The following is a 26,358-nucleotide window of genomic DNA, read 5'->3' on the forward strand; positions in this document are numbered from 1 at the left end:
CCTACACCGCCCCGCCGAGCCGGTGCAGTACGGCGTCCAGGAGGGCGCCGGGCGGCAGGTCCACGCCGCCCTTGCGCAGGAACACCGCGTTGAGGAGCTGGTCCGTCGCCAGCTCGCCGGGGGCGCGCCGCGCGAGGAACGTCCGCAGCAGGTCGTCGACGCCGACCAGGGCCTCGTCGCCCAGGTGCGCCCCGACGATGTCGCGCAGCCGCTGCTCGTCCGGCTCCGCCAGGTCCAGGCGGACGCAGCGGCGCAGGAACGCGGGCGGGAACTCGCGTTCGCCGTTGCTGGTGATCACGACGACGGGAAACTGGGAGCAGCGCACCCGGCCGCGCACCACGGGCGCCCGGACCTGCGGGTCCGTCGTGAACACGGCCACCCGCGACTCCTCCTCCGGCAGCCGCGCCAGCTCGGGGATCTCGAACTCGCCCTCCTCGAAGACGGTGAGCAGGTCGTTCGGCAGGTCCACGTCCCCCTTGTCGAGCTCGTCGACGAGCAGGACGCGGGGGCGCTCACCCGGGACGAGTGCGGTGCCGAGGGGGCCGAGCCGGACGAAGGAACCGATGTCGGGGCCGGGCACACCTGGCCCGGTCGGCGCGCCGCCGGACCACTCCTCCCGCTCCCTGCGCAGGTTGGACTCCCGCAGCCGCCCGATCGCGTCGTACCCGTACAGCGCGTCGCGCAGCGTCGAGCGGCTGTTGACCGGCCAGGTCAGGACGCGGCCGAGGCTCAGCTCGTGCGCGATGGCGTGCGCGAGCGAGGACTTGCCGGTGCCGGGGTGGCCGGTGACGAGCAGGGGGCGGCGCAGCAGCAGCGCGGCGTTGACGATCTCCGACTCGTCGGGCCCGATGAGGTACGGGCGGTGCGCCCGCGTGCCCGTGCCGTCGACGTCGGCCGCGCCCGCGTCGGCGCCGGGCGCCGGGGTGAACCGGCGCCACGGCGGCGCCTCCGGGAAGGCCACGTGGCGGGTCCGGCCGTCACCACGGAACAGCCGCCAGTCCCCGGGTGAGCCGGAATCGCCGGAGGAGCCGGCGCCGCCGGATGCCCCTGAGCCGCCGGACGCGCCCACCTGCTCCTGATCCCACTGCTCTGTCATACGGTTCCTGCTTCTCGGCCGGGGGCGGGGTTCGGGTTCGTACTCGCTACAGGGCCGTGGCTCTCCGGGGCCGGGGCCGGGTCCGCGTCGGGGTCGGTCAGCGTGGTGCGGGGGGCCTCCCAGGTGGTGGGCTCCCACGTCGCCGGGTCCTGCCAGGCGGACGGTTCCTCCCAGACCAGGGACGGGCGGCCGGAGGGGCCGGTCGCGGGGGTGGCGGCGAGTGCCTGGCCGCGGAACTCGCGTACGCGGTCGGGGAGGCGGTGCAGGAGCCCGGTGGGGGTGAGCGGGGCCAGGCGGTCCGCGTCGCCGTCGCCGTGGGCGTCGCGGTCCCACAGCACCACCGGGACGCCGAGCGCGAGGCAGACCTCGAGGAGTTGGCCGCGCAGGGCGGGCGGGCCGTGCAGGACGACCTGGTTGGCGTCGTGGTGGCCGACCGTCAGGAGGGCGGCGACCTGCCGGGCGTCGGCGTGCGTGCCGTCGACGACCAGGGGGCGGCCGTGGCCGTCGGCCCAGCGGCGGCGGTGCTCGGCCTCGCGCCGCGGCACCCGGCGGCTCATCTCCGGGCAGCGCAGCGTCAGCGGGTAGCAGACGCCGAGGGGCAGGCTCGGCACGAACTCGTTGGGGCTGCCCGCGTCCCACTCGTCGACGGGCAGGTGCAGGCCCGTGCGGTCCACGGCGACGTCCACGGTGAGCGGGGCGCCGGCCGGGGCGGACAGTTCGGCGGCCTCCCGGATCAGGGCGCCCACCTGCTGCGGCGTCAGCGTCGCCTCGCTCGTACCGGTCTCCACGCGGCGCATGCCGCCGTCCACGAGCCGCTGCCACAGGCGGCAGCGGTAGCGCTCCGGCTCCCGCGGGCCGTCCTGGGTGAGTTCCACGAGGAGCCGGACGACGGGCTCGGCCCGGGACGCCGTCCAGCGCGCGGCGTCCGCGCGGCGCTGGTCGCGGGCCGCCTCGTGCACGCCGAGCCGGGCGCACACCCGCTCGCTCCAGCGGCGCAGCGCGTCACCGGGACCCGTGTCGGCAGCGGCCGCGACGAACTCCACGAAGTGCACGAGCGGGGGCACGGGCGGCGAGTCCGCGACCGGCACCGGGTCGTGATAGCCCTCCAGTTGCCCGATCACCGTCGCCAGGTCGGTCCCGCGCAGCCGCGCCGCGCACAGCGGCTGCGGCAACGGCGTGAACCGCAGGGCCTCCCGCGCCGCCCGCGCGGGCAGCGTCGCGTCGGCGGCCACGACCTCACCCAACGCCCGCTCCAGGGAAGCGAACTCGGCCATCGACAGCAGCCCGGCCCCGCCGACGGCCCGGCCGAGGGCGAGCAGCGGCGCCAACTGCTCGGGCCGCGCGCCGTACGGCCCCGCCGTCACCAGGGACTCGCTGAGCGTGGGCAGCGCCCGCGGCGTGGCGAGCAGGTCAGCGGCCAGGTCCTCGACGGCCGGGGCGGGCGCGCCGTGCGCGGTGGCGCGGCCCAGCTCGGCGTGGAGCCTGCGGACGTGGTCGGCGCGCGCGGCGGGGTCGCCCAGCAACGACCGGAGCGTGGCCACGAGTTCGGCGGCGACCGGGTCGTCGGGCACCGGCGTCCGCGCGGCCCGGCAGGACTCGACGACGACGGCGGCCCCGGCGGCGTACAGCTGGTCACGGATCGCCTGCCACGGCACCGCCCAGGTGCGCCGCACCGTCTGCTCGGCACGCACCCCGCGGCCCGCGTCGCCCCCGGCCGCCGGCCCGCCGTGCGCGAGCCGCCCCACGACCAGACCCGTCGCGCCCGTCCCGCACTCCGTCCACAGCGGACCGCCGCTGAAGCCGGGGCCGATCGGGGCGCCCGACAGCTCCCCGTCGAGGTAGCCGAGCCGGTCGTCGAGCAGCTTCAGGCGCGCGTCCGCGAACGTGATCGGATCACCGCAGCCGTGCCAGGCCCGCAGCCGCTGCCCCTGCGCCATCTCCGTCCAGGCGACCGGTGCCGTCCCGGGCGGCGCGGGCTCGCTCAGCGCGAGCACGCACAGGTCGCCCTGCCACGCCGCACCCCCGCCCGGGCGCGGTGGCAGCCACACCTCGATCTGCGCCTTGATCCGCACCGTCCGCCGCTCGAACGCCACTTGCAGCACGTCCTCGACGGGCCGCGCCTCGCTCAGGGGCGCGAGACCGAGCGCTTCGTTGACGACGTGCGCGCAGGTCAGGACGCGGTGCGCGGACAACAGGGCGGCCGCGCCGACGGCCGCGTCGTCCGCCCGCGCGAGCACGGCGACGACCGGCGGCGCCCCCGCCGTCGCACCCTGCCACCCGGCCACGCTCAGCCCTCGCCCTCGCCGCCCGCGCCCGACGGCTCCTCCGCCCCCGTACGTCCCGTCTCCGGCGGACGCCGCCACGTCGCCGACACCGTCATCGTGGCCGTCCCCTTCACCCCGACGATGCCGAGCTTGAGGTCCTTGCCCACCTCGACGCCGAACTCGACACCGAACTCGTCCGGCGGGTGCTCCGCCCCGGCCACCGACGCGTGCACCTGGTCGAGGAGCGGCCCGAGCGGCCGCAGCGTCGCCCGCAGGGTGTCGGCGGCCAGCGCGGCGGCCCGGCCGCCCCCGCTGGACACCGGGCCCGGCACACCGAACTCGGCGGGCAGACCGCCCTCGTCGGAGACTGGGGCAGGCGGCGCTTCGCCCACGTCGGCGAGCCGCACGCGCAACGCGGCGCCGGACAGGTCGAGTTCCAGGTACTCGGGCATGAGCACATTGTGCCGATCACCGCCCGCCGACGGCAGGGCTTCGCGTTACTCCTCCACGTCCGGGGGCCGGGCCGCGCCCCTGGCGACCCCGGCCCCCGCCGCCTTGGTCCCCTGCTCCGCCAACCGCACGGTCCGCTCCGCCAGTTCGCTGATCCGCGCCCCGTCGTAGCCGAACACCGCGCTGCGCACCCGGTCCCGCAGCGGATCGCGCCACTGCGCCGGAACGGCCGCGGCCCCGCACAGCACCCCCGCGACCGACCCCGCCGTCGCCCCGTTCGAGTCGGTGTCCAGGCCGCCGCGCACGGTCAGCGCGATGGTGCGCGTGAAGTCCCCTTCGCCGTACAGCAGCCCGGCCGTGAGGACGGCGGCGTTCGGCACGGCGTGGATCCAGCCGAGCCCCGCCGTCTCGCCCTCCGCCGTCGCCAGGGTCTCCTCCCAGCTCAGCGACGCCTCGTACAGCGACATCACGCGGCGCACCGTCCGCGCGAACCGGCAGCCCGCCGGGATCACGGTGAGCGCGGCGTCGAGCGCGTCCCGTGGCCCGGCCGCCGTGAACGCGGCCGCGACCAGCGCCGCCGCCCACATCGCCGCGTACACGCCGTTGCCCGAATGCGAGAGCACCGCGTCCCTGCGGGCGAGGGCCGCCGCCCGGCGCGGGTCGCCCGGACAGGTCCAGCCGAAGACGTCGGCGCGGATCAGCGCTCCGATGAACTCCTGGTACGGATTGTCGTACGTCGCTGTCAGCGGCGGCTTGAGCCCGTTCGCGAGATTGCGGTACGCGGCGCGCTCGGCCGTGTACGTCTGGAGATAGGGCAGCCGCAGCAGCCACAGCTCGCCCACCTGCTCGGTGCTGAAGCCGAACCCGTGCGACTCCAGGAGCTCCAGGCCGAGGATCGCGTAGTCCACGTCGTCGTCGCGGCAGCTGCCGTCGACGCGGCCGCGCACGCAGGCGGGCCACTCCGGGCGCAGCTCGAAGCCCACCGCGCCCTCCGGCGGCGCGGGCAGGTAGTCGGTGAGGGGCAGCGCGTCGGTGAGCCGCAGATAGCGGTCGATGCGGTCGCGCGTCCAGTGGTCGCCGCGCTCGACGGGCTTGCCGAGCATGTTCCCCGCGACCCGGCCGAGCCAGCCGCCGTGGACGCGGTCCGCGAGCGGGATGTCCGATGCCGTCGACGTCATGCGTCCGGTCTACCCGAAGGCGGGGGCGCGCGGCGCGCCGCCGACCCGGAACGGGGGATGATCGATCATCCCCTGTCCGACTCCCGCACCGCTTTGCCCCGACATGAGCGGAAATCTCGGGGCAGTGGATCAATCCCCGACCCGGTCGGCCATGGGCAGCGGCCCCCTCCTGCGGTTATGGTCGCAGCGGCGCGACTGCCTTGACGCGAGCAAGGCCCAAGAGCAAGGGGAATGCAAGGTGGCGGACGCTGCAGAGACGGCGGGAGTCGGCGCGGCACAGGGCGCCGGGGGCACGGGCCGGGGCCATGTGCTCATCGCCGCGGACAAGTTCAAGGGGTCCCTCACGGCCGTGCAGGTCGCCGAGCGCGTGACGGCGGGCCTGCACAGCGTGCTGCCGGACCTCGCGGTGCGGGCGCTGCCCGTGGCCGACGGCGGGGACGGCACGGTCGACGCGGCCGTGGCGGCCGGTTTCGAACGCCGAGAGGCACGGGTCACCGGGCCGCTCGGCGCCGAGGTGGTGGCGGCGTACGCGCTGCGCGAGGGCACGGCGGTCGTGGAGATGGCCGAGGCCTCCGGCCTGCAGCTGCTGCCCGCGGGCACGTTCGCGCCGCTCACGGCGACGACGTACGGCAGCGGCGAGCTGATCCGCGCGGCGCTCGACGCGGGCGCGCGCACCATCGTCTTCGGGGTCGGCGGCAGCGCGACGACGGACGGTGGCGCGGGCATGCTGGCGGCGCTCGGCGCGCGGTTCCTGGACGCGGCGGGCGAGCCCGTCGGGCCCGGCGGCGGCCCGCTGCGGGAGCTGGCCTCGGCCGATCTGTCCGGCCTCGACCCGCGCCTCGCGGACGTCGACATCGTGCTCGCCAGCGACGTCGACAACCCGCTGACGGGCCCCAAGGGCGCGCCCGCGGTGTACGGGCCGCAGAAGGGCGCCACGCCGGACGACGTCGCCGCCCTCGACGCCGCACTCGCGCACTTCGCGCGGGTCCTGGCGCGGGACGCGGGGCCACGGGCCCTGGAGCACGCGGACGCGCCGGGCGCCGGTGCGGCGGGCGGCATCGGCTTCGGCGCGCTGGTCGGCCTCGGGGCGTCGTTCCGGCCGGGCATCGACGTCATGCTGGACGTCCTCGGCTTCGCGCCCGCGCTCGCCGGGGCGAGCCTCGTCATCACGGGGGAGGGGTCCCTCGACGAGCAGACCCTGCACGGGAAGGCTCCCGCCGGGGTGGCGGCCGCGGCCCGGGCCGCGGGGATCGACGTCGTCGCCGTCTGCGGGCGGCTCGCGCTGGCCCCCACGGCGCTCGGCACCGCCGGGATCCGCCGGGCCTACGCCCTGACCGACATCGAGCCCGACGTGTCCCGCTGCGTGGCCGAGGCGGGCCCCCTCCTGGAACGCCTCTCGGCCAAGATCGCCACGGACTTCTTGACCTGAGCCTGGCCTGCCTTCCACTCCGTGGGCAATCGTCCCGCAGGGCGGGACGGGTGGGCACAGCCCCGTCCGACGGGCACTGTGACTCCGACGTCCATCGACGCCTGAGGGGCCCGAACCGGCTGGTTCGGGCCCCTCAGAACTACGTACAAGCGCCGCTACGGCAACTGCGTCGCCCGAGCCTCACGCCGGTTGTCCCGGAAGTTGTTCACCCGGCGAGCCGTGGCGAACAGCGGGATCACCGCACCGAGGACGAGCTGCAGCGCGCATCCGGTCTGGAGCAGCAGCTGCCCACCGGGCGCGTCGAAGGCCCAGGCGGCCAGCAACCCCATCGCGGAGACGATCCAGGCGAGCATGGCGACCGCGAGCGGCCCCCGCGGCTTCGGGTACTCGACCCGGCTCACCATCAGCCAGGCCGTGCCGATGATCGCGAGGAGCGTGGCCACGAAGGGCAGCTCCAGGAGCACGATCGAGACCACCGTCAGCGCCCCGAAGGGCGAGGGCATGCCCTGGAACGTGCCGTCCGGCAGCGTCACGCAGGAGAATCTCGCAAGCCGCAGCACCACCGCCAGGAGCACCACGATGGCGCCCACCGCGGCGACCCGCTCGTGCGCGTCCCTGGCGACCATGCCGTACACGAGCACGAAGTACGCGGGCGCGAGCCCGAAGCTGATCAGGTCGGAGAGGTTGTCCAGCTCCGCGCCCATCGGCGACGACCGCAGCTTGCGGGCCACGAGGCCGTCGAAGAGGTCGAAGACCGCCGCGCACAGCATCAGGATCACCGCGGTGGCGGCGCTGTTGCGGGCCATGCCCGACTCGTCGCCCGACAGGTGCGGGATGAGGATGCCGGTGGTGGTGAAGTACACCGCCATGAAGCCGCACGTGGCGTTGCCGAGCGTGAGGGTGTCCGCTATCGAGAGGCGCAGCGACAGCGGCATGTCCTCTTCGGCGTCGTCCGCGTCCGCGGCCTCGGGCACCCAGCCCGCCTGTGTCTCCGGATCAGTCACGGTCAATGCGAGTCACCCCAGCCACGGTCTTCTGACCCACTTCGACATCCACCTCGACGCCCTCGGGCAGGTAGATGTCGACGCGCGAGCCGAAGCGGATCAGGCCGATCCGCTCGCCCTGCTCCACCTTCGTGCCCTGCGGCACGTACGGCACGATGCGGCGCGCGACCGCGCCCGCGATCTGGATCATCTCGATGTCGCCGAGCTCGGTGTCGAAGTGCCAGACAACGCGCTCGTTGTTCTCGCTCTCCTTGTTGAACGCCGGGACGAACCCGCCGGGGATGTGCTCCACGGAGGTCACCGTGCCCGCGAGGGGCGCGCGGTTGACGTGGACGTTCAACGGGCTCATGAAGATCGCGACGCGGGTGCGTCCGTCCTTCCACGGCATGATGCTCTGCACCACGCCGTCGGCCGGGGAGATCACCCGGCCCTGGGTGATCTCACGCTCGGGGTCGCGGAAGAACCACAGCATTCCGGCCGCGAGGGCGGTCGCGGGCACGGCGACCGCCGCCGCAACCGTCGACCGGGGCTTGCGGCGGGCCTTGGCCAGGCTGAGTGCCGCGGTGGCGACGGTCGGCAGGAGCCACGGCGATGCTCCGCGCGCGAGGCGTACGCCGGCCAGGCTGTCGCGAGGTGCAGAGGTTTGGCTGTGGGGCATGGATGACCTTCGTAGCGGATGATGCCGCACTGCATACGGGGGGACGGCGGCTTTCCCGGGATCGTATCGGTTGCGAGCCACAACTGGGCAAGCCAGGAAGCCGAGTCGGCCGCCGGAGCGTGCTGACAGGGTGTGATCTTCTTCTCGAATAAATCTCGAAGGAATCACCCCAAGTCGGACATTTATCCCTGGAATCGATACTCTTCGAGGAGTCGTCGGCCAATGATCATTTTCTGGATCTCGGCGGTACCTTCACCGATGAGCAACATCGGTGCCTCACGGTAGAGACGCTCGATCTCGTACTCCTTCGAGAAGCCGTAGCCACCGTGAATCCTGAACGCGTCCTCTACGACTTCCTTGCAGTATTCGGACGCCAGATACTTCGCCATTCCGGCTTCGAGGTCGTTTCGCTCCCCGGAGTCCTTTTTGCGTGCTGCGTTCACCATCATCGCATGGGCGGCCTCGACCTTGGTAGCCATCTCGGCCAGCTTGAACTGAATCGCCTGGTGCTGGGCGATCGGCTTTCCGAAAGTGTGACGTTGCTGGGCATAGGAGACACCCAGTTCGAAGGCACGCTGCGCGACCCCGCAACCACGCGCGGCCACATTCACGCGGCCGACCTCGACGCCGTCCATCATTTGGTAAAAGCCGCGGCCGGTCTGTCCGCCGAGCACGCGATTGGCCGGAATGCGCAGGCCATCCATGATCAGTTCGGTGGTGTCGACACCCTTGTAACCCATCTTGTCGATCTTCCCGGGGATGGTGAGGCCCGGGCGGACCTCGCCGAAGCCCGGTTCCTTCTCCACCAGGAAGGTCGTCATCGACTTGTGGGGGGCCGTGCCCTCAGGGTGTCCTTCGTCACTTCTGACGAGTACGGCGACCAAGGTTGACGAGCCCCCGTTGGTCAGCCACATCTTCTGACCGTTCAGGACGTAGTCCTCGCCGTCCTTGACCGCCTTCGACGTGATCGCCGACACGTCCGAGCCGAGCGCGGGCTCCGACATCGAGAACGCGCCCCGCACCTCGCCCGTCGCCATCCGCGGCAGGAAGTGGTCCTTCTGCTCCTGCGTGCCGTGCTGCTTGAGCATGTACGCCACGATGAAGTGGGTGTTGATGATGCCGGACACCGACATCCAGCCGCGCGCTATCTCCTCCACGCACAGCGCGTAGGTGAGCAGGGACTCGCCGAGGCCCCCGTACTCCTCCGGGATCATCAGGCCGAACAGGCCCAATTCCTTGAGGCCGTCCACGATCGCCTGCGGGTACTCGTCGCGGTGTTCCAGCTCCGTCGCGACCGGGATGATCTCTTTGTCGACGAATTCCCTGACGGTGGTCAGGATTTCCCGCTGGACGTCGGTGAGCCCGGCGGTCTGGGCGAGTCGGGTCATGGCTACTTCTCCTGGCTCTTCGGCTCCGGGCGAGCCGGCTGCTCGCCGCCGCGCTCCTTGATGTACGTCTCGGTGGGCACCATCACCTTGCGGCGGAACACGCAGACCAGCGTGCCGTCCTGCTTGTAGCCCTTGGTCTCCACGTACACGATGCCGCGGTCCGACTTGGACCTCGACGGCGTCTTGTCCAGGACGGTCGTCTCGCCGTAGATCGTGTCCCCGTGGAACGTCGGCGCCACGTGCTTGAGCGACTCGACCTCCAGGTTCGCGATCGCCTTGCCGGAGACGTCAGGCACGGACATGCCGAGCAGCAGCGAGTAGATGTAGTTGCCGACGACGACGTTCTTGCCGAAGTCCGTCGTCGCTTCCGCGTAGTTGCTGTCCATGTGCAGCGGGTGATGGTTCATGGTGAGCAGACAGAAGAGGTGGTCGTCGTACTCGGTGACCGTCTTGCCGGGCCAGTGCTTGTACACGGCGCCGACTTCGAACTCCTCGTAGGTGCGGCCGAATTGCATGATCCCTACGCCTCCGGTGCCTCGAACGTGCTGGTGCGCTGCATGCCCGCGGCCCGGCCCTTGCCGGAGATGACGAGCGCCATCTTGCGGCTGGCCTCGTCGATCATCTCGTCGCCGAGCATCGCGGAGCCCTTCTTGCCGCCCGCCTCGGACGTGTAGTAGTCGTACGCGTCCAGGATCAGCTCGGCGTGGTCGTAGTCCTCCTGGGACGGCGAGAAGATCTCGTTGGACGCCTCGACCTGGCCCGGGTGCAGCACCCACTTGCCGTCGAAGCCGAGGGCGGCGGCGCGCTGCGCGACCTCGCGGTAGCCGTCGATGTTGCGGATCTGCAGGTAGGGGCCGTCGATCGCCTGGAGGTTGTTGGCGCGGGCGGCCATCAGGATCTTCATCAGGATGTAGTGGTAGGCGTCCGCCGGGTAGCCGGGCGGCTGCTCGCCCACGACCAGCGACTTCATGTTGATCGACGCCATGAAGTCGGCCGGGCCGAAGATGATCGTCTCGACGCGCTGGGAGGCCGTCGCGATCTCGTTGACGTTGTTGAGGCCCTGGGCGTTCTCGATCTGCACCTCGATGCCGATCTTGCCGACCTCGAAGCCCATGGTCTTCTCGATCTGCGTGAGCAGCAGGTCCAGGGCCACCACCTGCTGGGCGTCCTGGACCTTGGGCAGCATGATGCAGTCCAGGTTCGGCCCCGCGCCCTCGACGACGGTGACGACGTCGCGGTACGTCCACTCCGTCGTCCAGTCGTTCACGCGCACGACCCTGGTCTTGCCCGTCCAGTCGCCCTCGTTGAGGAACTTGACGATGGTGTGCCGCGCCTCCGGCTTGGCGAGCGGCGCGCAGGCGTCCTCCAGGTCGAGGAACACCTGGTCGGCGGGCAGGCCCTGGGCCTTCTCCAGGAAGCGCGGGTTCGAGCCCGGCACGGCCAGGCAGGAGCGGCGCGGGCGGAGCCGGTTCACGGCGCCGGGCTGCGTCTGGGACGGGGTCATGCGGGGACCTCCAGGGGGTCGAGGTGGTTCGCTTTCCGGATCTCGTCGACGATACGGCCGATGATCTCCGTGATGCCGAAGTCCTTGGGGGTGAACACGGCGGCCACACCCGCCGCCTTCAGGTCCTCGGCGTCGCTGGTGGGGATGATGCCCCCGGCGATGACGGGAATGTCGTGCGCGCCCGCCGCGCGCAGGCGCGTCAGGACGTCCGGCACGAGCTGGGCGTGCGAGCCGGAGAGGATCGACAGGCCCACCGCGTGCACGTCCTCCGCGAGGGCGGCGTCCACGATCTGCTCGGGGGTCAGCCGGATGCCCTGGTAGACGACCTCGAACCCGGCGTCACGCGCGCGCACCGCGATCTGCTCGGCGCCGTTGGAGTGCCCGTCAAGGCCCGGCTTGCCGACCAGGAAGCGCAGCTTGCCGCTGCCGAGGTCGGCGGACGTCTTCTCGACCTTCTCGCGGACCAGGGCGAGCGGCGTGCCCGCCTCCGCGGTGACCGCCACCGGCGCCCCGGACACGCCCGTCGGCGCCCGGAACTCCCCGAAGACCTCCCGCAGCGCGCCCGCCCACTCGCCGGTCGTGACACCGGAGCGCGCGCACTCCAGGGTGGCCTCCATCAGGTTGCCGGTCCCGGCCGCGACCTCCTTGAGCCGGTCGAGTGCCTGCTGGACGGTCGGGAAGTGGAACGGGTCGCCGAGGCCCTGCCGGTCCGACGACTCCTGCCGGGTGGTGCGCCAGGCGCCGATGGCGTCCACGACGCGCGCCTCGACCGCCGGGTCCACCGTCATGATCGCCGTGTCCAGGTCGGCGGTGAGCGGGTTCGGCTCCGTCGTCTCGAAGACGTTCACGCCGATGATCTTGTCCTCGCCGGCCTCGATCCGCGCCCGGCGCTCGGCGTGCGAGGACACCAGCTGCGCCTTGAGATAGCCCGACTCGACGGCGGCCATCGCGCCGCCCATCTGCTCGATGCGGTCCATCTCGGCGAGGGACTCCTCGACCAGGGCATCCACCTTGGCCTCGATCACATGGGAGCCCGCGAAGATGTCCTCGTACTCAAGCAGGTCGCTCTCGTGCGCCAGGACCTGCTGGATGCGCAGCGACCACTGCTGGTCCCAGGGGCGGGGCAGGCCGAGCGCCTCGTTCCAGGCGGGCAGCTGCACGGCACGCGCGCGTGCGTCCTTGGACAGCGTGACGGCGAGCATCTCCAGGACGATCCGCTGGACGTTGTTCTCCGGCTGTGCCTCGGTCAGGCCGAGCGAGTTGACCTGCACGCCGTAGCGGAAGCGGCGCTGCTTGGGGTTGCTGATGCCGTACCGCTCGCGCGCGACCCGGTCCCAGATGCGGCCGAAGGCCCGCATCTTGCACATCTCCTCGATGAACCGCACCCCGGCGTTCACGAAAAACGAGATCCGCGCGACCACGTCGCCGAACTTCTCCTCGGGCACCTGCCCGGAGGCGCGCACCGCGTCGAGCACCGCGATGGCCGTGCTCATCGCGTACGCGACCTCCTGCACCGGCGTGGCCCCGGCCTCCTGCAGGTGGTAGCTGCAGATGTTGATCGGGTTCCACTTCGGGATGTTGGCCACCGTGTACGTGATCATGTCGGTGGTCAGCCGCAGGCTCGGCCCCGGCGGGAACACGTGGGTGCCGCGCGACAGGTACTCCTTGACGATGTCGTTCTGCGTCGTCCCCTGGAGCTGGGTGATGTCGACGCCCTGCTCCTCGGCGACGACCTGGTACAGCGCGAGCAGCCACATGGCGGTCGCGTTGATCGTCATGGAGGTGTTCATCTGCTCCAGGGGGATGTCCTGGAACAGCCGCCGCATGTCGCCGAGATGGGACACCGGGACGCCGACCCGGCCCACCTCCCCGCGCGCGAGGATGTGGTCCGGGTCGTAGCCGGTCTGCGTCGGCAGGTCGAAGGCGACCGAAAGGCCGGTCTGGCCCTTGGCGAGGTTGCGCCGGTACAGCTCGTTCGACGCCTCGGCCGTGGAGTGACCGGCGTAGGTGCGCATCAGCCACGGCCGGTCTTTCTGGCGCTCAGTCATGTATGGGCCCTCGCCCCTCAGATGTTGCGGAAGCGGTTGATGGCGTCGAGGTGCAGGGCCCGCTTCTCCGCGTCGCGCACGCCGAGTCCCTCCTCGGGCGCGAGCGCGAGGACGCCGACCTTGCCCTGGTGCAGGTTCCGGTGCACGTCGTAGGCGGCCTGCCCGGTGTCCTCCAGGGAGTACACCTTGGAGAGCGTCGGGTGGATCTTGCCCTTGGCGATCAGCCGGTTGGCCTCCCAGGCCTCGCGGTAGTTGGCGAAGTGCGATCCGATGATGCGCTTCAGGGACATCCACAGGTAGCGGTTGTCGTACTCGTGCATGTAGCCCGAGGTGGACGCGCAGGTGGTGATGGTGCCGCCCTTGCGCGTGACGTAGACGCTGGCGCCGAAGGTCTCGCGGCCGGGGTGCTCGAAGACGATGTCGATGTCCTCGCCGCCGGTGAACTCGCGGATGCGCTTGCCGAAGCGCTTCCACTCCTTGGGGTCCTGGGTGCGCTCGTCCTTCCAGAACTTGTAACCCTCGGCGTTGCGGTCGATGATCGCCTCCGCGCCCATCGCGCGGCAGATCTCCGCCTTCTGCGGGCTGCTCACCACGCAGATGGGGTTGGCGCCGCCGGCCAGCGCGAACTGCGTGGCGTACGACCCGAGTCCACCGCTCGCGCCCCAGATCAGGACGTTGTCGCCCTGCTTCATGCCGGCGCCGTTGCGGGAGACGAGCTGGCGGTACGCGGTGGAGTTCACCAGGCCCGGCGCCGCCGCCTCCTCCCAGCTCAAGTGGTCCGGCTTCGGCATCAGCTGGTTGGACTTCACCAGGGCGATCTCCGCGAGGCCGCCGAAGTTGGTCTCGAAGCCCCAGATGCGCTGCTCGGGGTCGAGCATCGTGTCGTTGTGGCCGTCGGAGGACTCCAGCTCCACGGACAGGCAGTGTGCGACGACCTCGTCACCGGGGTGCCAGGCGTTCACGCCGGGTCCGGTACGCAGAACGACGCCCGCGAGGTCGGAGCCGATGATGTGGTACGGCAGGTCGTGGCGCTTGGTGAGGTCGCTCAACTTGCCGTACCGCTCCAGGAACCCGAAGGTCGACAGCGGCTCGAAGATGGACGTCCACACGGAGTTGTAGTTCACGGACGAGGCCATCACGGCCACCAGGGCCTCGCCCGGGCCGAGTTCGGGCACCGGCACCTCGTCCAGGTGCAGCGACTTGCGCGGGTCCTTGTCGCGCGTCGCGAGCCCTGCGAACAGCTCGGTCTCGTCCTTGTGCACGGTCACCGCGCGGTAGGACTCGGGCAGCGGCAGCGCGGCGAAGTCGGCGGCCGAGGTGTCCTGCGATTGGATCGCGTCCAGGATTTCCTGCATGGGTTGCCTCCGGCGAAGGGCGCTTCGAGGGGGAGCGCTCTGAGGGGTACGTCGGGGTGGTGCTGGAAAGCGGGTGGTGCCGTCGGTTCGGCGGAGGTGGTGCTGTGGCGGCGCCCTGGTGGGGCGCGGGGTGCCTGTGACGCAGGCGTCCGGGCGCGCTCGCCAGTGGCTCGCGGGGACAGCCGGTGGGGGAAGTTCTCCACCCGTCGGCCGCCCGGACAACATCAACGTATGACACCGCGTGCCAGTCGGCAAGACACTCAGTGCCAACAATTTCTCTCAGTTGTCACCGAGGGGGTTCATCTGAGCGATGATCGATCATTGCAGGTCAGAGGGCATGCAAAAGCCGGACGGGCTGACTACCTGCCGGTAGATGGTCAGCCCGTCCGGCGTTTGAGGACGAGGCCCGAAGGGCCGAAGAGGGGGAGAGGGGCGAAGCCCCATAGGGAGGTCAGGTCCGGCTGCGCAAGGCCTTCTCGATGGTCCGCATGACCTCGTCGAGGGGCGCGTCCGTGCGGGCGACGGTGACGAGCACCTCACCCCCGTCGGAGACGGTGGCCGCCGCCGAGGAGGGCACCGTGTCCCGCCCGGCAGGGATCCCCGTGCCGAAGGTCCGCCGCACGATCCCGAAGGCGTGGTCCAGCTGCCCCTCCACGTCCCCCTGGCCCCCGGCCCGCAACCAGCGCCGCAGGACGTGGTTGTGGGCCGTGACGACGGCGGACGCGGCGACCTCCGCGAGCAGCGGATCGTCGTTGCCGTGATGGTGCGCGTGCTCGTCGAAGTGCCCGAGCAGATAGCGCGTGAACAGCCGCTCGTACCGCGCCACGGAGGCGATCTCGCGCTCGCGCAGCGTCGGCACCTCCCGCGTCAGCCGGTACCGCTCCACGGAGACGGCGGGCGACGCGGCGTACATCTTCATGACTTCCTTGATCCCGCGGCACACCGTGTCGAGCGGGTGCTCGTGCGCGGGCGCCGCGTTGAGCACGGCCTCCGCGCGGATCAGGGTGTCGTCGTGGTCGGGGAAGATCGCCTCTTCCTTGGACCGGAAGTGGCGGAAGAAGGTCCGGCGGGCCACCCCGGCCGCGGCGGCGATCTCGTCGACCGTCGTCGCCTCGTAGCCCTTGGACGCGAAGAGTTCCATGGCGGCGGCCGCCAGCTCGCGGCGCATCTTGAGCCGTTGTGCGGCGGCGCGGCTGCCCGCGGCGCTCTCCGGAGCGTCGGGCGTAGCTGTCGTACGTGAGGACTTGGCGGCCTTGGGCATGCCCCGAACGTACTGCATGTGCGCAGCTGAGTGCGCCTGTGGGACGGGGCTGCCCGCTGGTTCGAGCAGCCCGCCCCAGTCCGCGCGCTCGGCGCGCACCGCCTCGTGTGCTCTGGCCCCGGGGTCCGCGCGCCGGTCAGCGCCGGGCATATTCGCGGAAACCCCGGCCCGTCTTGCGGCCGAGGCAGCCCGCGGCCACCAGGTGTTCCAGGAGCGGCGCGGGGGCGAGCCCGGGCTCGCGGAACTCGCGGTGCAGCACCTTCTCGATGGCGAGCGAGACGTCCAGGCCGACGACGTCGAGGAGCTCGAAGGGCCCCATCGGGTAGCCGCCGCCCAGCTTCATGGCCGCGTCGATGTCGTCGAGGGACGCATAGTGCTCCTGGACCATCTTGATCGCGTTGTTCAGATACGGGAACAGGAGCGCGTTCACGATGAAGCCGGCCCGGTCGCCGCAGTCCACCGGGTGCTTCTTGATCGACGCGCACACCTCGCGGGCGGTGGCGTGCACGTCGTCCTCGGTCAGGACGGTGCGCACGACCTCGACGAGCTTCATGGCCGGCGCCGGGTTGAAGAAGTGCAGGCCGATCACGTCGCCGGGCCGTGTGGTGGCGCGGGCGCAGGCCGCCACGGGCAGCGAGGACGTGGTGGTGGCGAGGACGGCGCCGGGCTTGCAGACCTTGTCGAGCGTCGCGAACAGCTGCTGCTTGACCTCCAGGTCCTCGGCGACCGCCTCCAGGGCGAGATCGACGTCGGCGAACGCGTCGTAGGTCCCGCTCGGCGTGATCCGGTCCAGGGTCTTCGCCGCCGCCTCGGACGTGAGGCGCCCCTTGTCGACGGAGCGCGAGAGGGACTTGGCGACCCGGGCCCTGGCCGCGGCGGCCTTCTCCTCGCTGCGGGCGACGAGCACCACGTCGTAGCCGGCCTTCGCGAAGACCTCCGCGATCCCGGACGCCATGGTGCCGGAACCGGCCACGCCGACGGAGCGGACCTCGCGCCCGCGCGCCTGCCGGGTGCCCTCCAGGGGGGTCGCCGCGTCCCGCACCACCTCGTCGCTGCCGGACGCCGCGTAGGTGTAGAAGCCACGGCCCGACTTGCGCCCCGTCAGGCCCGCCTCACTGAGCTGCTTGAGGATCGGCGCGGGCGCGTGCAGCCGGTCCTGCGACTCGGCGTACATGGCGTCGAGGACGGTGCGGGCGGTGTCGACGCCGATCAGGTCGAGCAGCGCGAGCGGCCCCATCGGCAGGCCGCAGCCGAGCCGCATCGCCGCGTCGATGTCCTCCCGGCTCGCGTACTTGGCCTCGTACATCGCCGCGGCCTGGTTGAGGTAGCCGAAGAGCAGCCCGTCGGCGACGAAGCCGGGGCGGTCGCCGACGGCGACGGGCTCCTTGCCGAGCGCGCAGGCGAGCTCGGTCACCGCCGCCACGGCGGCCGGCGCGGTGAGCACCGACGAGACGACCTCGACGAGCTTCATGGCCGGTGCCGGGTTGAAGAAGTGCAGGCCCAACACCCGCTCCGGATGCGCGGATTCGGCGGCGAGCCGGGTCACCGACAGCGCGTTCGTGCCGGTGGCGAGGACCGTGTCGGGGCGCACGATGCCGTCGAGCTCACGGAAGATCTGCTGCTTGACCTCGTACGACTCGGGGGCGACCTCGATCACCAGATCGGCGTCGGCCGCCGCCCGCAGGTCGGTGAAGGCGCGGAAGCGGGCGAGGATGTCCTCGCGCTCGCCCTCGGTGATCCGTTCGCGGCGCACGGCACGCGCGGTGGAGGCCTCCAGGGCGGCGACGGCGTGGGCCGTGGCCTGTTCGCTGATGTCGATGCCGATGACCTCGCGGCCCGCGTGGGCGAGGACCTCGGCGATGCCGGTGCCCATCGTGCCGAGACCGACGACGGCGACCGTGCTGAAGGGAGCGTCCATGGGTGGACTCCAGGAAGTGAGTGACGACTGAGGGGCACACGCGCACGGCGCGTGGCGGGGGCGCACCGGACACGGGCCACGCGAGCGTGCGTGGCGGCCGCGCGAGCGGGCGTGAAGTGGCGTACGGCGTAAGGAGGTTGCGCGAGAGGGGAACCGGCAGGCCCTGTCCCGTGGCCACGCCGTCCTGCGGTACGTGCGTACCGAACCGACAACACTCAAGACGGCTGCGTCACCAGGCCGTCAGGAGCTGCAATGCGAAGTGCGAGAACTGCGAACGAACTCCACGCGGGGAGTGTGCCCCGCTCACATGAGATTAACCCGCGAGTAACGAGCGCGCCAGCCCCCGGTGTCTGTGACGTCCGTCGCGACTAGGCTCGGCGCATGGATGCGGAGTTGCGGACGGTGACGGATCGCTTACGACGCGAGGCGGCGGCGTCGGGAGCGCTGGACGCGTACGAGAGACTGCTGGCCACCCATACCGCGGACGAGCTCGCGGGGGTGCTGCTCGCGGCCGGACAGCCTTTGTGGGCGCGGGAGTTGGCGGCGGTCAGGCTGGGGGTCCTGGGGGACAGGCGGGCCTTCGAGTCGCTGGTGCTGCTCCTGAACCACCGAGATCCGCCCCGCTGCGCCGCCGCCGCGTACGCCCTCGCGCGGCTCGGCGACCGGCGCACGGCCCGCGCGGCCGCGGCGCTGGCCACGAACGAACTGCGGGTCGCCTACGCCCTGCACCCGGTGCGGCTCCTCACGGAACTGCGCGCCCCGGAGTCGGCGCCCGCCCTGATCGTCACTCTCCAGCGCCGCCTCACTCCCAACGACCCTTACGGCAAGGTCGCGCTGGCCTGCGTCGAGGGCCTCGGGGCGCTCGGGGACGCGCGGGCCATACCGGTGCTCACGGCCGCCTGCGCGCACCCGCGCCTCGCGGCGGCCGCGGCGGCGGCGCTGGCCCGGGTGTCGGTGCGGGCGCAGGGGTCATGAAGGGTCACGAGGGCCGGTCGGGCGTGAGGCGGCGCAGGAGGCGCACATAGGGGCTCCAGCGGGCGGGGCGGCGGACCGTGCCGGTCAGGGCGTGCTCCGCCCGGTCGAGGCTGTCCTCGAGGCAGGCGTCGTGGAAGGCGCGGTACGCCAGCGGCCAGGTCAGCCGGGCCGCGCCGCGGGCGCGCATCGTCAGGGTGTGGCGCAGGACCGTGTGCCCGCTGCCGTCGTCCAGGGGGTGCACCGTGTACTCGTGGAACCCGTCGAAGCCGCGCGGTCCTGTGAAGGCGAACCGCACCCACTGCCGGGGCGCGTACGCCGCCACGGTGTACCTGACCGGGCCGTGGCCGCCGCGCGAGCCGGGCGCGAGCCCCCGGTCGAGCCGCATGGGCGGCCAGTCCGCCGTGGGCCACAGCGGGTCGTCCGCGGTGGCGAGGGCGTCGACGAGCGCGCCGACCGCGCCCGGCTCGACGGGCAGGACGCGTTCGTGGACGTTGAGGACGGCCATGATGACTCCAAGCGTGTTTTGGAGGGACCTCTCTATTTAATTGGAGGGTACTCTCCAATACATGGCGAGACCACCCCGGTACGACGTGAGCCGCTTTCTCGACGCCGCCGTCGAACTGGTCGCGGACGCGGGCCCGTCCGCGGTCACGATGGCGGCCGTGGCCAAGGCGGTCGGCGCGCCCAGCGGTTCGGTGTACCACCGGTTCCCGGGGCGTCCGGCGCTGCTCGCGGAGGTGTGGCTGCGGACCGTCGAGGGCTTCCAGGAGGGGTGGTTCGCGGCGCTGGGGTCGGGCGCCGGTGATCCGCGCGCGGCGGCCCGGGCGGCGGCCGTCCATGTGGTCGCGTGGAGCAGGGCGCACCCGCGCGCCGCGGCCCTGCTCCTGTACGGCGCCGCCGAGTTCGCCCAGGACGACTGGCCCGCGCCGAGCGTCCTGCGGGCGGAGGCGGGGCACCGGCGGGTGGGCGAGGCCGTGGCGGGGCTGTGCGCGGAGCTGGGCGCGGAGGCCGGGCCCGCCGCCGACCGGGTCGCGCTCGCCGTGATCGACCTGCCCCTGACGATCGTCCGCCGCCAGCTGCGCCGCGGCCAGGAGCTGCCCGCGCACGCGGAGGACCTCGCGGGGCAGAGCGCGCTGTTGCTCCTGGGCGAGGGGGCCGGGCCCGGCTAGGAGCCCGGGGCGGGGCCAGGGGGGTCCGGGAGCCGCCGGGCGCCGAGGCGTCGCTAGGCGCCCGTCGCGCGCTCCTCCGGCACCACCGCGAGCGCCTCTATCTCCATCAGGAACTCCGGCCCCATCAGGGCCGCCACCTGCACCGCCGACGCGGCGGGCAGCCGGGCCGGGTCGAGGAAGGCGTCGCGGGCGGCGCGGACCGCGGGCATGTGCGCCACGTCCGTGACGAAGTACGTCAGCTTGATCACGTCGTCGAAGTCGGCGCCCGCGGCCGCCAGACAGCGCCGCAGGTTCTCGAAGACCTGACGGGCCTGCGCCGCCGCGTCCCCCGCGCCGACCAGCTCGCCCTCCTCGTCCAGGGCGAGTTGACCGGAGACCGCGACGAGGCGGCCCGTGCCGGACACCACATGGGTGTAGGCGGTCGCGGGCGCGACCCCGTCGGGGGCGCTGATGTGTGTCAGTCGGCTCATGGTGACCATGGTGGACCATGGCGGTGACAGCGCCCCCGGCGGAGTCCGGCGCCCGCGTCCCGGCCGCGGACGACCGCGTGTCAGCCGCGGACGACCGCGTGCGCAGCTGCGGGCGGCCGTGTGTCAGCTACGGAAGCCGAGCATCCGGTGGAGTTCCGCGCCGCTGCCGGCCGCTTCGCCCCTGGTCGCGCCGGCGCGCGCCGCGCCCTTCGGCTTCGGGTCGGGCAGCGGCTTGCACACCGCGTCGACCTCACCGCCGCTGTGCGGCACCTTTCCGTCCGTCAGGTACGCCGCCAGATGCCGGTCCAGACAGGCGTTCCCGCTCAGCGTGATGCCGTGGTTGCCGCCGCCCTGCTCCACCACCAGGCTCGATCCGCGCAGCTTGCGGTGCATCGTGATCGCGCCCTCGTACGGCGTGGCCGCGTCGTCGGTGGCCTGGAACAGCAGCACCGGCGGGAGCGACGTGTTGGTGACGTCGGGGTGGTGCAGCGACCGCACCGGCCAGAACGCGCACGGGGCGTTGTACCAGGCGTTGTTCCAGGTCATGAACGGCGCCTTGGCGTGCGTCCGCCAGTTGTCGCGGCGCCACTGCGCCCAGTCGCGCGGCCAGGCCGCGTCCCTGCACCCCACGGAGGTGTACACCGAGTAGCTGTTGTCGCCCGCGGCGTCCACGGCGCCGAAGTTCTCGTACGCCTCGACCAGGAGGTCGGTGTCCTTGGTGCGCGCGTACGAGGAGAACGCCTCCGCCAGGAACGGCCAGTAGCCGTTGAAGTAGGCGCCCGGCATGAAGGTGTCCTCCAGCTCGGCGGCGCCGACCTTCCTTCCGGCCGGCTTCTTGGCGAGGGCGGCGCGCATGGCGTACCACCTGGCCTCGATCTTCGCCGGGTCCTTGCCGAGCCGGTACTGCTTGTGGTGCTTCGCGACCCAGGCCATGAAGGCCTTGTGGCGGCTGTCGAAGGCGTGGTCCTGGGTGAGGTTCGCGTCGTACCAGACGTTGTGCGGGTCGACCACGGAGTCCAACGCCATGCGGCGCACCCGGTCGGGGAACAGCTTCCCGTACACGGCGCCCAGGTAGGTGCCGTACGAGTACCCGAAGTAGTTGATCTTGTGGGCGCCGAGTGCCGCGCGGATCGCGTCCATGTCCTTGACCGCGCTCACCGTGTCGATGAACGGCAGGACGTCCGCGTACTTCTTGCCGCACGCCGCGGCGAAGGCGCGTGCGCGGTTCAGGTTGGCCTTCTCCAGGGCGGCCGTGTGCGGCACCGTGGCGGGCCGTACGGGCTTGAAGTGGCCGGGGCGGCAGGTCAGGGCGGGCTTGCTCCTGCCGACGCCGCGGGGGTCGAAGCCGATGACGTCATAGCCCGCGGCGACCTTCGCCGGGAGCGTCTTGGCGACGAAGCCGGCCATGGTCAGACCGCTGCCGCCGGGGCCGCCGGGGTTCACCAGGAGCGGGCCCTGGTAGCGCTTCGCGGTGTGCGCGATCCGGGACAGGGCGAGCGTGATCTGCTCGCCGTGCGGGTGGTCGTGGTCCAGCGGGACCTTCAGGGACGCGCACTGGAGCTTCGGGTGGTCCTTGGTGGCGCACTTCTTCCACGTGAGGGGGTGCGGGGTGTGCGCGGTGCGCGGCACGGCCCGGGTGTCGGTGCCCGCGGCGGACGGCACCGCCACGACGAGACCGGTCACCAGCGCGGCGGCGCCGCACAGCGAGACGGCGGTTGCTCTCATCGAGCCTCCCAGAGCGGAGGGTTCGGGGCCGCGAGGCCCACGGCCCCCGCGGCATCGTCCCGGAAACGCCGCCGGGAAGCGGCGGTTCTCCGGGCGAACTACCTGAAAGGAGCATGACGAAGGCCGCCGATGGCCCAGCCCGGATCAGAGCAGCGTGAGCTGGGTGGCGCCGGGGGCGGGTGCCGTCTCCCGCGGCTCGGGTATGCGGCGCGCCGCGCCCGCGCGGGACGGGCCGATGCCGAACTCCCGCGCCAGGTCGTGCACCTGGCGGGTGATGCGGCGCTGGTACCACTTCGGGGCGTACGCGCCGTCCGCGTACAGGCGCTCGTACCGCCGCACCAGATGCGGGTGGTGGTGGGCGAGCCAGGCCATGAACCACTCGCGCGCGCCGGGCCGCAGGTGCAGCGTCAGGGGTGTCACCGACGTCGCCCCGGCCGCCGCGATCGCCCGCACCGTGGCGCGCAGCTGGTCCGGGTGGTCGCCGAGGAACGGGATCACCGGGGCCATCAGGACCCCGCACTCGATGCCGTGCCCGCTCAGGGTGCGCACGACCTCCAGGCGCCGCCCGGGGGCCGGGGTGCCCGGCTCGACCGTGCGCCACAGGTGCTCGTCGAGGAAGCCCACGGACACCGAGATGCCGACGTCGGTGACGGCGGCGGCCTGCCGCAGCAGGTCGAGGTCGCGCAGGATCAGCGTGCCCTTGGTGAGGATCGAGAACGGGTTGGCGTGGTCGCGGAGGGCCGCGATGATGCCCGGCATCAGCGCGTACCGCCCCTCCGCGCGCTGGTAGCAGTCCACGTTCGTGCCCATCGCGATGTGCTCGCCGCCCCAGCGCGCGGACGACAGGTGCCGGCGGAGCAGCTCGGGGGCGTTGACCTTCACCACGATCTGGCTGTCGAAGTCCAGGCCCGTGTCCAGGTCCAGATAGGAGTGGGTCTTGCGGGCGAAGCAGTACACGCACGCGTGCGTGCAGCCCCGGTAGGGATTGACCGTCCACTCGAAGGGCATGCGGGACGCCCCCGGCACCCGGTTCACGATCGACTTGGCCCGCACCTCGTGGAAGGTGATCCCGCGGAACTCGGGGGTGTCGAAGGTCCGGGTGGTCACGGCGTCGGCGCCGAACAGGGCGGCGTCCGCGGCGCCCCCTCGCGGCCCGTCGGACAGATTCTCCCAGCGCATGGAGCCTCCTAGGTAGCACTGGCCACAGAATAGAACACATGTTCCCTTGATCGTGCGAACGTGGCCCGGACCCGATTTGGGGCGCCGGTGCGCGGGGTGGTTGGCTGACCGCTCAACCCCTGAGACACCCAACTGCTGGAGGAAGTGCAATGGCGCAGGTCGAGGCGACCACGGAGCGGATCATCGCGGCGCGGCCGGAGGACGTCTTCGATGCACTGGCCGACTACAGCGGCACGCGCGCGAAGATCCTCTCGGAGCACTTCAGCGAGTACGAGGTGCGCGAGGGCGGCGACGGCGAGGGCACCCTCGTCCACTGGAAGCTCCAGGCCACCAGCAAGCGGATCCGCGACTGCCTGCTCGAGGTGAGCGAGCCCACCGACGGCGAACTCGTCGAGAAGGACCGCAACTCGTCCATGGTCACCACCTGGCGCGTGACCCCCGCGGGCGAGGGCTCCTCGCGCGTGGTCGTCACCTCCGTGTGGAACGGCGCGGGCGGCATCGGCGGCTTCTTCGAGAAGACCTTCGCCCCCAAGGGTCTCGCGCGGATCTACGACGCCGTGCTCGACAAGCTCGCCGCGGAGGTCGAGAAGTAGGCCCACCGGGCCGGTCGGGGCTGCGCGGGCGTCGAGCCCCGCCAACTCCCGTAGCCCATCGGGGTTGTTGCCGCGCTCACCGTTTCGAGTGGTTTTCGCCGACGGCCCGGTTGTACGCCGTAGGGCTCCCACCGGCGCTTACACGCGCCGGTGCGCGCCCGCGGCCAACTCGTCGCGCTTGCTCACAGTTGTCGCGTAATGCGAGAAATGGGCGGCGCAGGCGCGACGAGGGGAGCAGCAAGTGGGCGGTACGACGCTGGTGATGGGCGCCGGACACGGCGAACGGGCGGTGGCACCGCCCCCCGCGGCCGCCGCGGACCAGGGCGGGGCACAGGAGCCGCCATCGCCCCAGGACGCCACCGGCACGCCCCCGCACGGCCTCAGCCCCGCCCGGGTGCGGATGGTCTTCGTCGGCCTCATGCTCGCGCTGCTGCTCGCCGCGCTGGAGCAGATGATCGTCGCCACCGCCCTGCCGAAGATCGTGGGCGAGCTGCACGGCCTGGACAAGATGTCCTGGGCGATCACCGCGTACCTGCTGACCGCCACCGTCGGCCTGCCCATCTACGGCAAGCTCGGCGACCTCTTCGGACGCAAGGGCGTCTTCCAGTTCGCCATCGTCGTCTTCGTCATCGGCTCCGCGCTCGCGGGCTGGTCCCGGACCATGGACCAGCTCATCGCCTTCCGCGCGCTCCAGGGCGTCGGCGCGGGCGGCCTCATGGTCGGCGTCCAGGCGATCATCGCCGACATCGTGCCGCCCCGCGCGCGGGCCCGCTACATGGGCCTCATCGGCGCCTCCTTCGGCCTGGCCTCCGTCGCCGGGCCGCTCCTCGGCGGCTTCTTCACCGACCACGTCTCCTGGCGCTGGTGCTTCTACTTCAACGTGCCGTTCGGCCTGGTCACCCTGCTCGTGGTCGCGCTCGTCCTGAAGCTGCCCAAGCCCGCGGCCCGGGGCAGGCTCGACGTGCTCGGCGCGCTCCTGCTCGTCGCCGCCTCCACCTGCCTTGTGCTCCTGACCAGTTGGGGCGGCACGGAGCACGCCTGGGGATCGCGCGTCATCCTCGGGCTCGCCGCCGGGGCGGTCGTGTCGACCGTGCTCTTCCTCGTCGCCGAGCGGTTCGCGGCAGAACCGATCATCCCTCTGCGCCTCTTCCGTGACTCCGTCTTCAACATCACGGGTCTCGTGGGGCTCGTCGTCGGCATCGCCCTCTTCGGAGCGGCCAGTTACCTGCCGACGTTCCTGCAGATGGTCGACGGCGCGAGCGCCACGGAGTCCGGCCTCCTGATGCTGCCGATGATGGGCGGCGTCGTCGGCGCCTCCATCATCGCCGGTCAACTCATCAGCCACACCGGGCGCTACCGGATCTACCCCATCCTCGGCGGCGCCCTCTCCGTGGTCGGCATGTTCCTGCTCTCCCGGCTCGAGGCGGACACACCCCGGCTGCACTACAGCATCTGGATGGCCGTCCTCGGCGCCGGCGTCGGCCTCGTCATGCCCGTCCTGATCCTCGCCGTGCAGAACGCCGCGCCGCCCGCCGACCTCGGCACCGCGACCAGCGCCAACAACTACTTCCGGCAGATCGGCGGCAGCGTGGGCGCCGCCGTCTTCGGCACGCTCTTCGCCGACCGCCTCACCGACGCCCTCGCCGAGAGCCTGCCCGCGGGCGCCGACCTGCCGGACGCCGAATCGATCACCCCCCAGCTCGTCCACGCCATGCCCGCCCCGCTGCGCGAGGGCTACATCCAGGCGTACGCCGAGGCGATGCCGCGGATCTTCCTCTATCTGGTCCCGGTCCTCGTCCTCGGCCTGCTGCTCGCCTTCTTCCTCAAGGAGACCCCCCTCGTGTCCAGCGCCGTGTCCTCGAAAACCCCGCCCGCCCCCCTCGGCGAGCAGGCCGCCGTCCCCGGGGCCCGCACCCCGTACGCCGCCGGAGTGCCCGTCTGCGGCACCGTGCAGCACCCCGACGGCACCGTCGTGCCGCGCGCCGCCCTGACCCTCATCGACATCGCGGGCCAGCAGATCGGGCGCGGCGCCAGCGGCGACGACGGACGGTACGCGCTCGCCACCCCCGGCGCCGGATCGTTCGTCCTGATCGCCGCGGCGGGCGGTCACCAGCCGCAGGCCGTCACCGTCACCGTCGGCGAGCGCCCCGTGGAGCTCGACGTGGTCCTCGGCGGCGCGGGCCGCCTCGCCGGGAGCGTGCGCACCGCCGACGGCTCGCCCGTCAGGGACGCCGCCGTCACCCTCACCGACGTCCGCGGCGACGTCGTCGCCACCGCCCGCAGCGGCCGCGAGGGCGCGTACGCGATCACGGAGCTGGTCGCGGGGGAGTACACGCTGGCCGCCAGCGCGCCCGCGTTCCGCCCGGCGGCCCTGCCGGTCAGCGTGCAGGCGTCCCGCGAGACCCGCCAGGACATCGAGCTGGCCGGGGGAGCGGTGCTGCGCGGCACCGTGCGGGCCGGTGGCGGGCGGCCCGTGGAGGACGCCCGCGTCACGCTCCTCGACGCGGCGGGCAACGTCGTCGACACTCTGACCACGGGCTCCGACGGCACGTTCCGCTTCGTCGACCTGTCCTCCGGCGAGTACACCGTGATCGCCGCCGGCTACCCGCCGGTCGCCACGGTGCTCCAGGTCGCGGGCGGCGGGCGCACGGAGCGGGATCTCCAACTGGGCCACGAGGACTGAGCGGATGCCCG

The 26,358-nt window shown here is 72.3% G+C and carries 22 protein-coding genes; 5 read left to right on the forward strand and 17 right to left on the reverse strand.

Annotated features, from left to right (window positions below; genetic code table 11):
- Window position 1: 1 nt before the first annotated feature.
- The 4 genes from AB6L24_RS37005 to AB6L24_RS37020 are packed head-to-tail and all read right to left on the reverse strand — an operon-like array spanning window position 2 to window position 4,988.
- The gene (locus AB6L24_RS37005; RefSeq protein ID WP_405662896.1) at window positions 2-1,096 is read right to left on the reverse strand and encodes an AAA family ATPase; all 1,095 of its coding nucleotides are present in this window, start codon (window positions 1,094-1,096) and stop codon (window positions 2-4) included.
- On the reverse strand, window positions 1,093-3,381 hold the full coding sequence (locus AB6L24_RS37010; RefSeq protein WP_405662898.1) for a trypsin-like peptidase domain-containing protein: 2,289 nt from the start codon (window positions 3,379-3,381) through the stop codon (window positions 1,093-1,095). Before AB6L24_RS37010 ends, AB6L24_RS37005 begins: the two co-directional genes overlap by 4 nt.
- Window positions 3,382-3,383: 2 nt before the next feature.
- Entirely contained in the window at window positions 3,384-3,812 is a 429-nt protein-coding gene (locus tag AB6L24_RS37015; protein ID WP_405662901.1) for a CU044_2847 family protein, read from the reverse strand.
- Window positions 3,813-3,857: 45 nt separating this feature from the next.
- Complete coding sequence (locus AB6L24_RS37020) at window positions 3,858-4,988, reverse strand: ADP-ribosylglycohydrolase family protein (protein WP_405662903.1); 1,131 nt, start codon at window positions 4,986-4,988, stop codon at window positions 3,858-3,860.
- Window positions 4,989-5,226: 238 nt separating this feature from the next.
- Here AB6L24_RS37020 and AB6L24_RS37025 point away from each other — a divergent pair, with 238 nt between their 5' ends.
- Window positions 5,227-6,417, forward strand: a complete 1,191-nt coding sequence (locus tag AB6L24_RS37025) for a glycerate kinase (protein WP_405662905.1) — start codon at window positions 5,227-5,229, stop codon at window positions 6,415-6,417.
- Between the two features lie 155 nt (window positions 6,418-6,572).
- Here the strand turns inward: AB6L24_RS37025 and pssA are convergent, their stop codons facing one another.
- From pssA to AB6L24_RS37070, 9 genes are all read right to left on the reverse strand, one after another.
- The gene (gene pssA, locus AB6L24_RS37030; RefSeq protein ID WP_405662908.1) at window positions 6,573-7,427 is read right to left on the reverse strand and encodes a CDP-diacylglycerol--serine O-phosphatidyltransferase; all 855 of its coding nucleotides are present in this window, start codon (window positions 7,425-7,427) and stop codon (window positions 6,573-6,575) included.
- Entirely contained in the window at window positions 7,414-8,079 is a 666-nt protein-coding gene (locus AB6L24_RS37035) for a phosphatidylserine decarboxylase (protein ID WP_405662911.1), read from the reverse strand. The genes pssA and AB6L24_RS37035 overlap by 14 nt, the downstream gene beginning before the upstream one ends.
- A 182-nt stretch (window positions 8,080-8,261) precedes the next feature.
- Window positions 8,262-9,467 (reverse strand): acyl-CoA dehydrogenase family protein, encoded by a 1,206-nt coding sequence (locus AB6L24_RS37040; protein WP_405662913.1) that lies wholly within the window; start codon window positions 9,465-9,467, stop codon window positions 8,262-8,264.
- 2 nt (window positions 9,468-9,469) lie between these two features.
- Window positions 9,470-9,982, reverse strand: a complete 513-nt coding sequence (locus AB6L24_RS37045; RefSeq protein WP_405662915.1) for a MaoC family dehydratase — start codon at window positions 9,980-9,982, stop codon at window positions 9,470-9,472.
- Between the two features lie 5 nt (window positions 9,983-9,987).
- Complete coding sequence (locus AB6L24_RS37050; protein WP_405662917.1) at window positions 9,988-10,971, reverse strand: HpcH/HpaI aldolase/citrate lyase family protein; 984 nt, start codon at window positions 10,969-10,971, stop codon at window positions 9,988-9,990.
- Window positions 10,968-13,019: a protein meaA gene (locus tag AB6L24_RS37055; RefSeq protein WP_405662919.1), complete on the reverse strand. Its 2,052-nt coding sequence runs from the start codon at window positions 13,017-13,019 to the stop codon at window positions 10,968-10,970. The genes AB6L24_RS37050 and AB6L24_RS37055 overlap by 4 nt, the downstream gene beginning before the upstream one ends.
- Before the next feature lie 17 nt (window positions 13,020-13,036).
- Entirely contained in the window at window positions 13,037-14,374 is a 1,338-nt protein-coding gene (gene ccrA / locus AB6L24_RS37060; RefSeq protein ID WP_380857918.1) for a crotonyl-CoA carboxylase/reductase, read from the reverse strand.
- Between the two features lie 451 nt (window positions 14,375-14,825).
- Window positions 14,826-15,653, reverse strand: coding sequence for a TetR family transcriptional regulator (locus tag AB6L24_RS37065; protein WP_405662922.1), 828 nt, complete (start codon window positions 15,651-15,653; stop codon window positions 14,826-14,828).
- A 118-nt stretch (window positions 15,654-15,771) separates the two neighbouring features.
- On the reverse strand, window positions 15,772-17,553 hold the full coding sequence (locus tag AB6L24_RS37070) for a 3-hydroxyacyl-CoA dehydrogenase family protein (protein WP_405662924.1): 1,782 nt from the start codon (window positions 17,551-17,553) through the stop codon (window positions 15,772-15,774).
- Between the two features lie 381 nt (window positions 17,554-17,934).
- Here AB6L24_RS37070 and AB6L24_RS37075 point away from each other — a divergent pair, with 381 nt between their 5' ends.
- Entirely contained in the window at window positions 17,935-18,528 is a 594-nt protein-coding gene (locus AB6L24_RS37075; protein ID WP_405662926.1) for an adenylosuccinate lyase, read from the forward strand.
- Between the two features lie 4 nt (window positions 18,529-18,532).
- On the opposite strand, the gene AB6L24_RS37080 is transcribed toward AB6L24_RS37075, so the two are convergent.
- Entirely contained in the window at window positions 18,533-19,033 is a 501-nt protein-coding gene (locus tag AB6L24_RS37080) for an SRPBCC family protein (RefSeq protein WP_405662927.1), read from the reverse strand.
- Between the two features lie 61 nt (window positions 19,034-19,094).
- Between AB6L24_RS37080 and AB6L24_RS37085 the strand changes: the two genes are divergently transcribed.
- Complete coding sequence (locus AB6L24_RS37085) at window positions 19,095-19,697, forward strand: TetR/AcrR family transcriptional regulator (RefSeq protein ID WP_405662929.1); 603 nt, start codon at window positions 19,095-19,097, stop codon at window positions 19,695-19,697.
- Window positions 19,698-19,750: 53 nt separating this feature from the next.
- On the opposite strand, the gene AB6L24_RS37090 is transcribed toward AB6L24_RS37085, so the two are convergent.
- The 3 genes from AB6L24_RS37090 to AB6L24_RS37100 form a co-directional block, all read right to left on the reverse strand.
- Entirely contained in the window at window positions 19,751-20,167 is a 417-nt protein-coding gene (locus AB6L24_RS37090) for a RidA family protein (protein ID WP_405662931.1), read from the reverse strand.
- A gap of 123 nt (window positions 20,168-20,290) precedes the next feature.
- The gene (locus AB6L24_RS37095) at window positions 20,291-21,892 is read right to left on the reverse strand and encodes an alpha/beta hydrolase (RefSeq protein ID WP_405662934.1); all 1,602 of its coding nucleotides are present in this window, start codon (window positions 21,890-21,892) and stop codon (window positions 20,291-20,293) included.
- Window positions 21,893-22,036: 144 nt separating this feature from the next.
- Window positions 22,037-23,071 carry an Rv2578c family radical SAM protein gene (locus AB6L24_RS37100; protein WP_405662937.1) on the reverse strand — a complete coding sequence of 345 codons (1,035 nt, stop codon included), beginning with the start codon at window positions 23,069-23,071 and terminating at the stop codon, window positions 22,037-22,039.
- A 149-nt stretch (window positions 23,072-23,220) separates the two neighbouring features.
- On the opposite strand from AB6L24_RS37100, the gene AB6L24_RS37105 reads away from it, so the two are divergent.
- Both AB6L24_RS37105 and AB6L24_RS37110 read left to right on the forward strand, forming a co-directional pair.
- Window positions 23,221-23,664 (forward strand): SRPBCC family protein, encoded by a 444-nt coding sequence (locus AB6L24_RS37105; protein ID WP_380857945.1) that lies wholly within the window; start codon window positions 23,221-23,223, stop codon window positions 23,662-23,664.
- A 241-nt stretch (window positions 23,665-23,905) separates the two neighbouring features.
- A complete protein-coding gene (locus AB6L24_RS37110) occupies window positions 23,906-26,347 on the forward strand; it encodes an MFS transporter (protein WP_405662940.1) in 2,442 nt (813 codons plus the stop codon).
- Window positions 26,348-26,358: the final 11 nt, after the last annotated feature.

The sequence above is a fragment of the Streptomyces sp. RK9 genome (assembly GCF_045070545.1).
GTDB classification, from domain to species: domain Bacteria; phylum Actinomycetota; class Actinomycetes; order Streptomycetales; family Streptomycetaceae; genus Streptomyces; species Streptomyces alboflavus.

Excerpts from the sequence above, each read along its gene's own strand:
- AB6L24_RS37005 (WP_405662896.1), bottom strand. The coding sequence starts at position 1,096 with ATGACAGAGCAGTGGGATCAGGAGCAGGTGGGCGCGTCCGGCGGCTCA.
- AB6L24_RS37015 (WP_405662901.1), bottom strand. The coding sequence starts at position 3,812 with ATGCCCGAGTACCTGGAACTCGACCTGTCCGGCGCCGCGTTGCGCGTG.
- AB6L24_RS37020 (WP_405662903.1), bottom strand. The coding sequence starts at position 4,988 with ATGACGTCGACGGCATCGGACATCCCGCTCGCGGACCGCGTCCACGGC.
- AB6L24_RS37035 (WP_405662911.1), bottom strand. The coding sequence starts at position 8,079 with ATGCCCCACAGCCAAACCTCTGCACCTCGCGACAGCCTGGCCGGCGTA.
- AB6L24_RS37040 (WP_405662913.1), bottom strand. The coding sequence starts at position 9,467 with ATGACCCGACTCGCCCAGACCGCCGGGCTCACCGACGTCCAGCGGGAA.
- AB6L24_RS37045 (WP_405662915.1), bottom strand. The coding sequence starts at position 9,982 with ATGCAATTCGGCCGCACCTACGAGGAGTTCGAAGTCGGCGCCGTGTAC.
- AB6L24_RS37050 (WP_405662917.1), bottom strand. The coding sequence starts at position 10,971 with ATGACCCCGTCCCAGACGCAGCCCGGCGCCGTGAACCGGCTCCGCCCG.
- AB6L24_RS37055 (WP_405662919.1), bottom strand. The coding sequence starts at position 13,019 with ATGACTGAGCGCCAGAAAGACCGGCCGTGGCTGATGCGCACCTACGCC.
- ccrA (WP_380857918.1), bottom strand. The coding sequence starts at position 14,374 with ATGCAGGAAATCCTGGACGCGATCCAATCGCAGGACACCTCGGCCGCC.
- AB6L24_RS37065 (WP_405662922.1), bottom strand. The coding sequence starts at position 15,653 with ATGCAGTACGTTCGGGGCATGCCCAAGGCCGCCAAGTCCTCACGTACG.
- AB6L24_RS37070 (WP_405662924.1), bottom strand. The coding sequence starts at position 17,553 with ATGGACGCTCCCTTCAGCACGGTCGCCGTCGTCGGTCTCGGCACGATG.
- AB6L24_RS37075 (WP_405662926.1), top strand. The coding sequence starts at position 17,935 with ATGGATGCGGAGTTGCGGACGGTGACGGATCGCTTACGACGCGAGGCG.
- AB6L24_RS37080 (WP_405662927.1), bottom strand. The coding sequence starts at position 19,033 with ATGGCCGTCCTCAACGTCCACGAACGCGTCCTGCCCGTCGAGCCGGGC.
- AB6L24_RS37085 (WP_405662929.1), top strand. The coding sequence starts at position 19,095 with ATGGCGAGACCACCCCGGTACGACGTGAGCCGCTTTCTCGACGCCGCC.
- AB6L24_RS37090 (WP_405662931.1), bottom strand. The coding sequence starts at position 20,167 with ATGAGCCGACTGACACACATCAGCGCCCCCGACGGGGTCGCGCCCGCG.
- AB6L24_RS37095 (WP_405662934.1), bottom strand. The coding sequence starts at position 21,892 with ATGAGAGCAACCGCCGTCTCGCTGTGCGGCGCCGCCGCGCTGGTGACC.
- AB6L24_RS37100 (WP_405662937.1), bottom strand. The coding sequence starts at position 23,071 with ATGCGCTGGGAGAATCTGTCCGACGGGCCGCGAGGGGGCGCCGCGGAC.
- AB6L24_RS37105 (WP_380857945.1), top strand. The coding sequence starts at position 23,221 with ATGGCGCAGGTCGAGGCGACCACGGAGCGGATCATCGCGGCGCGGCCG.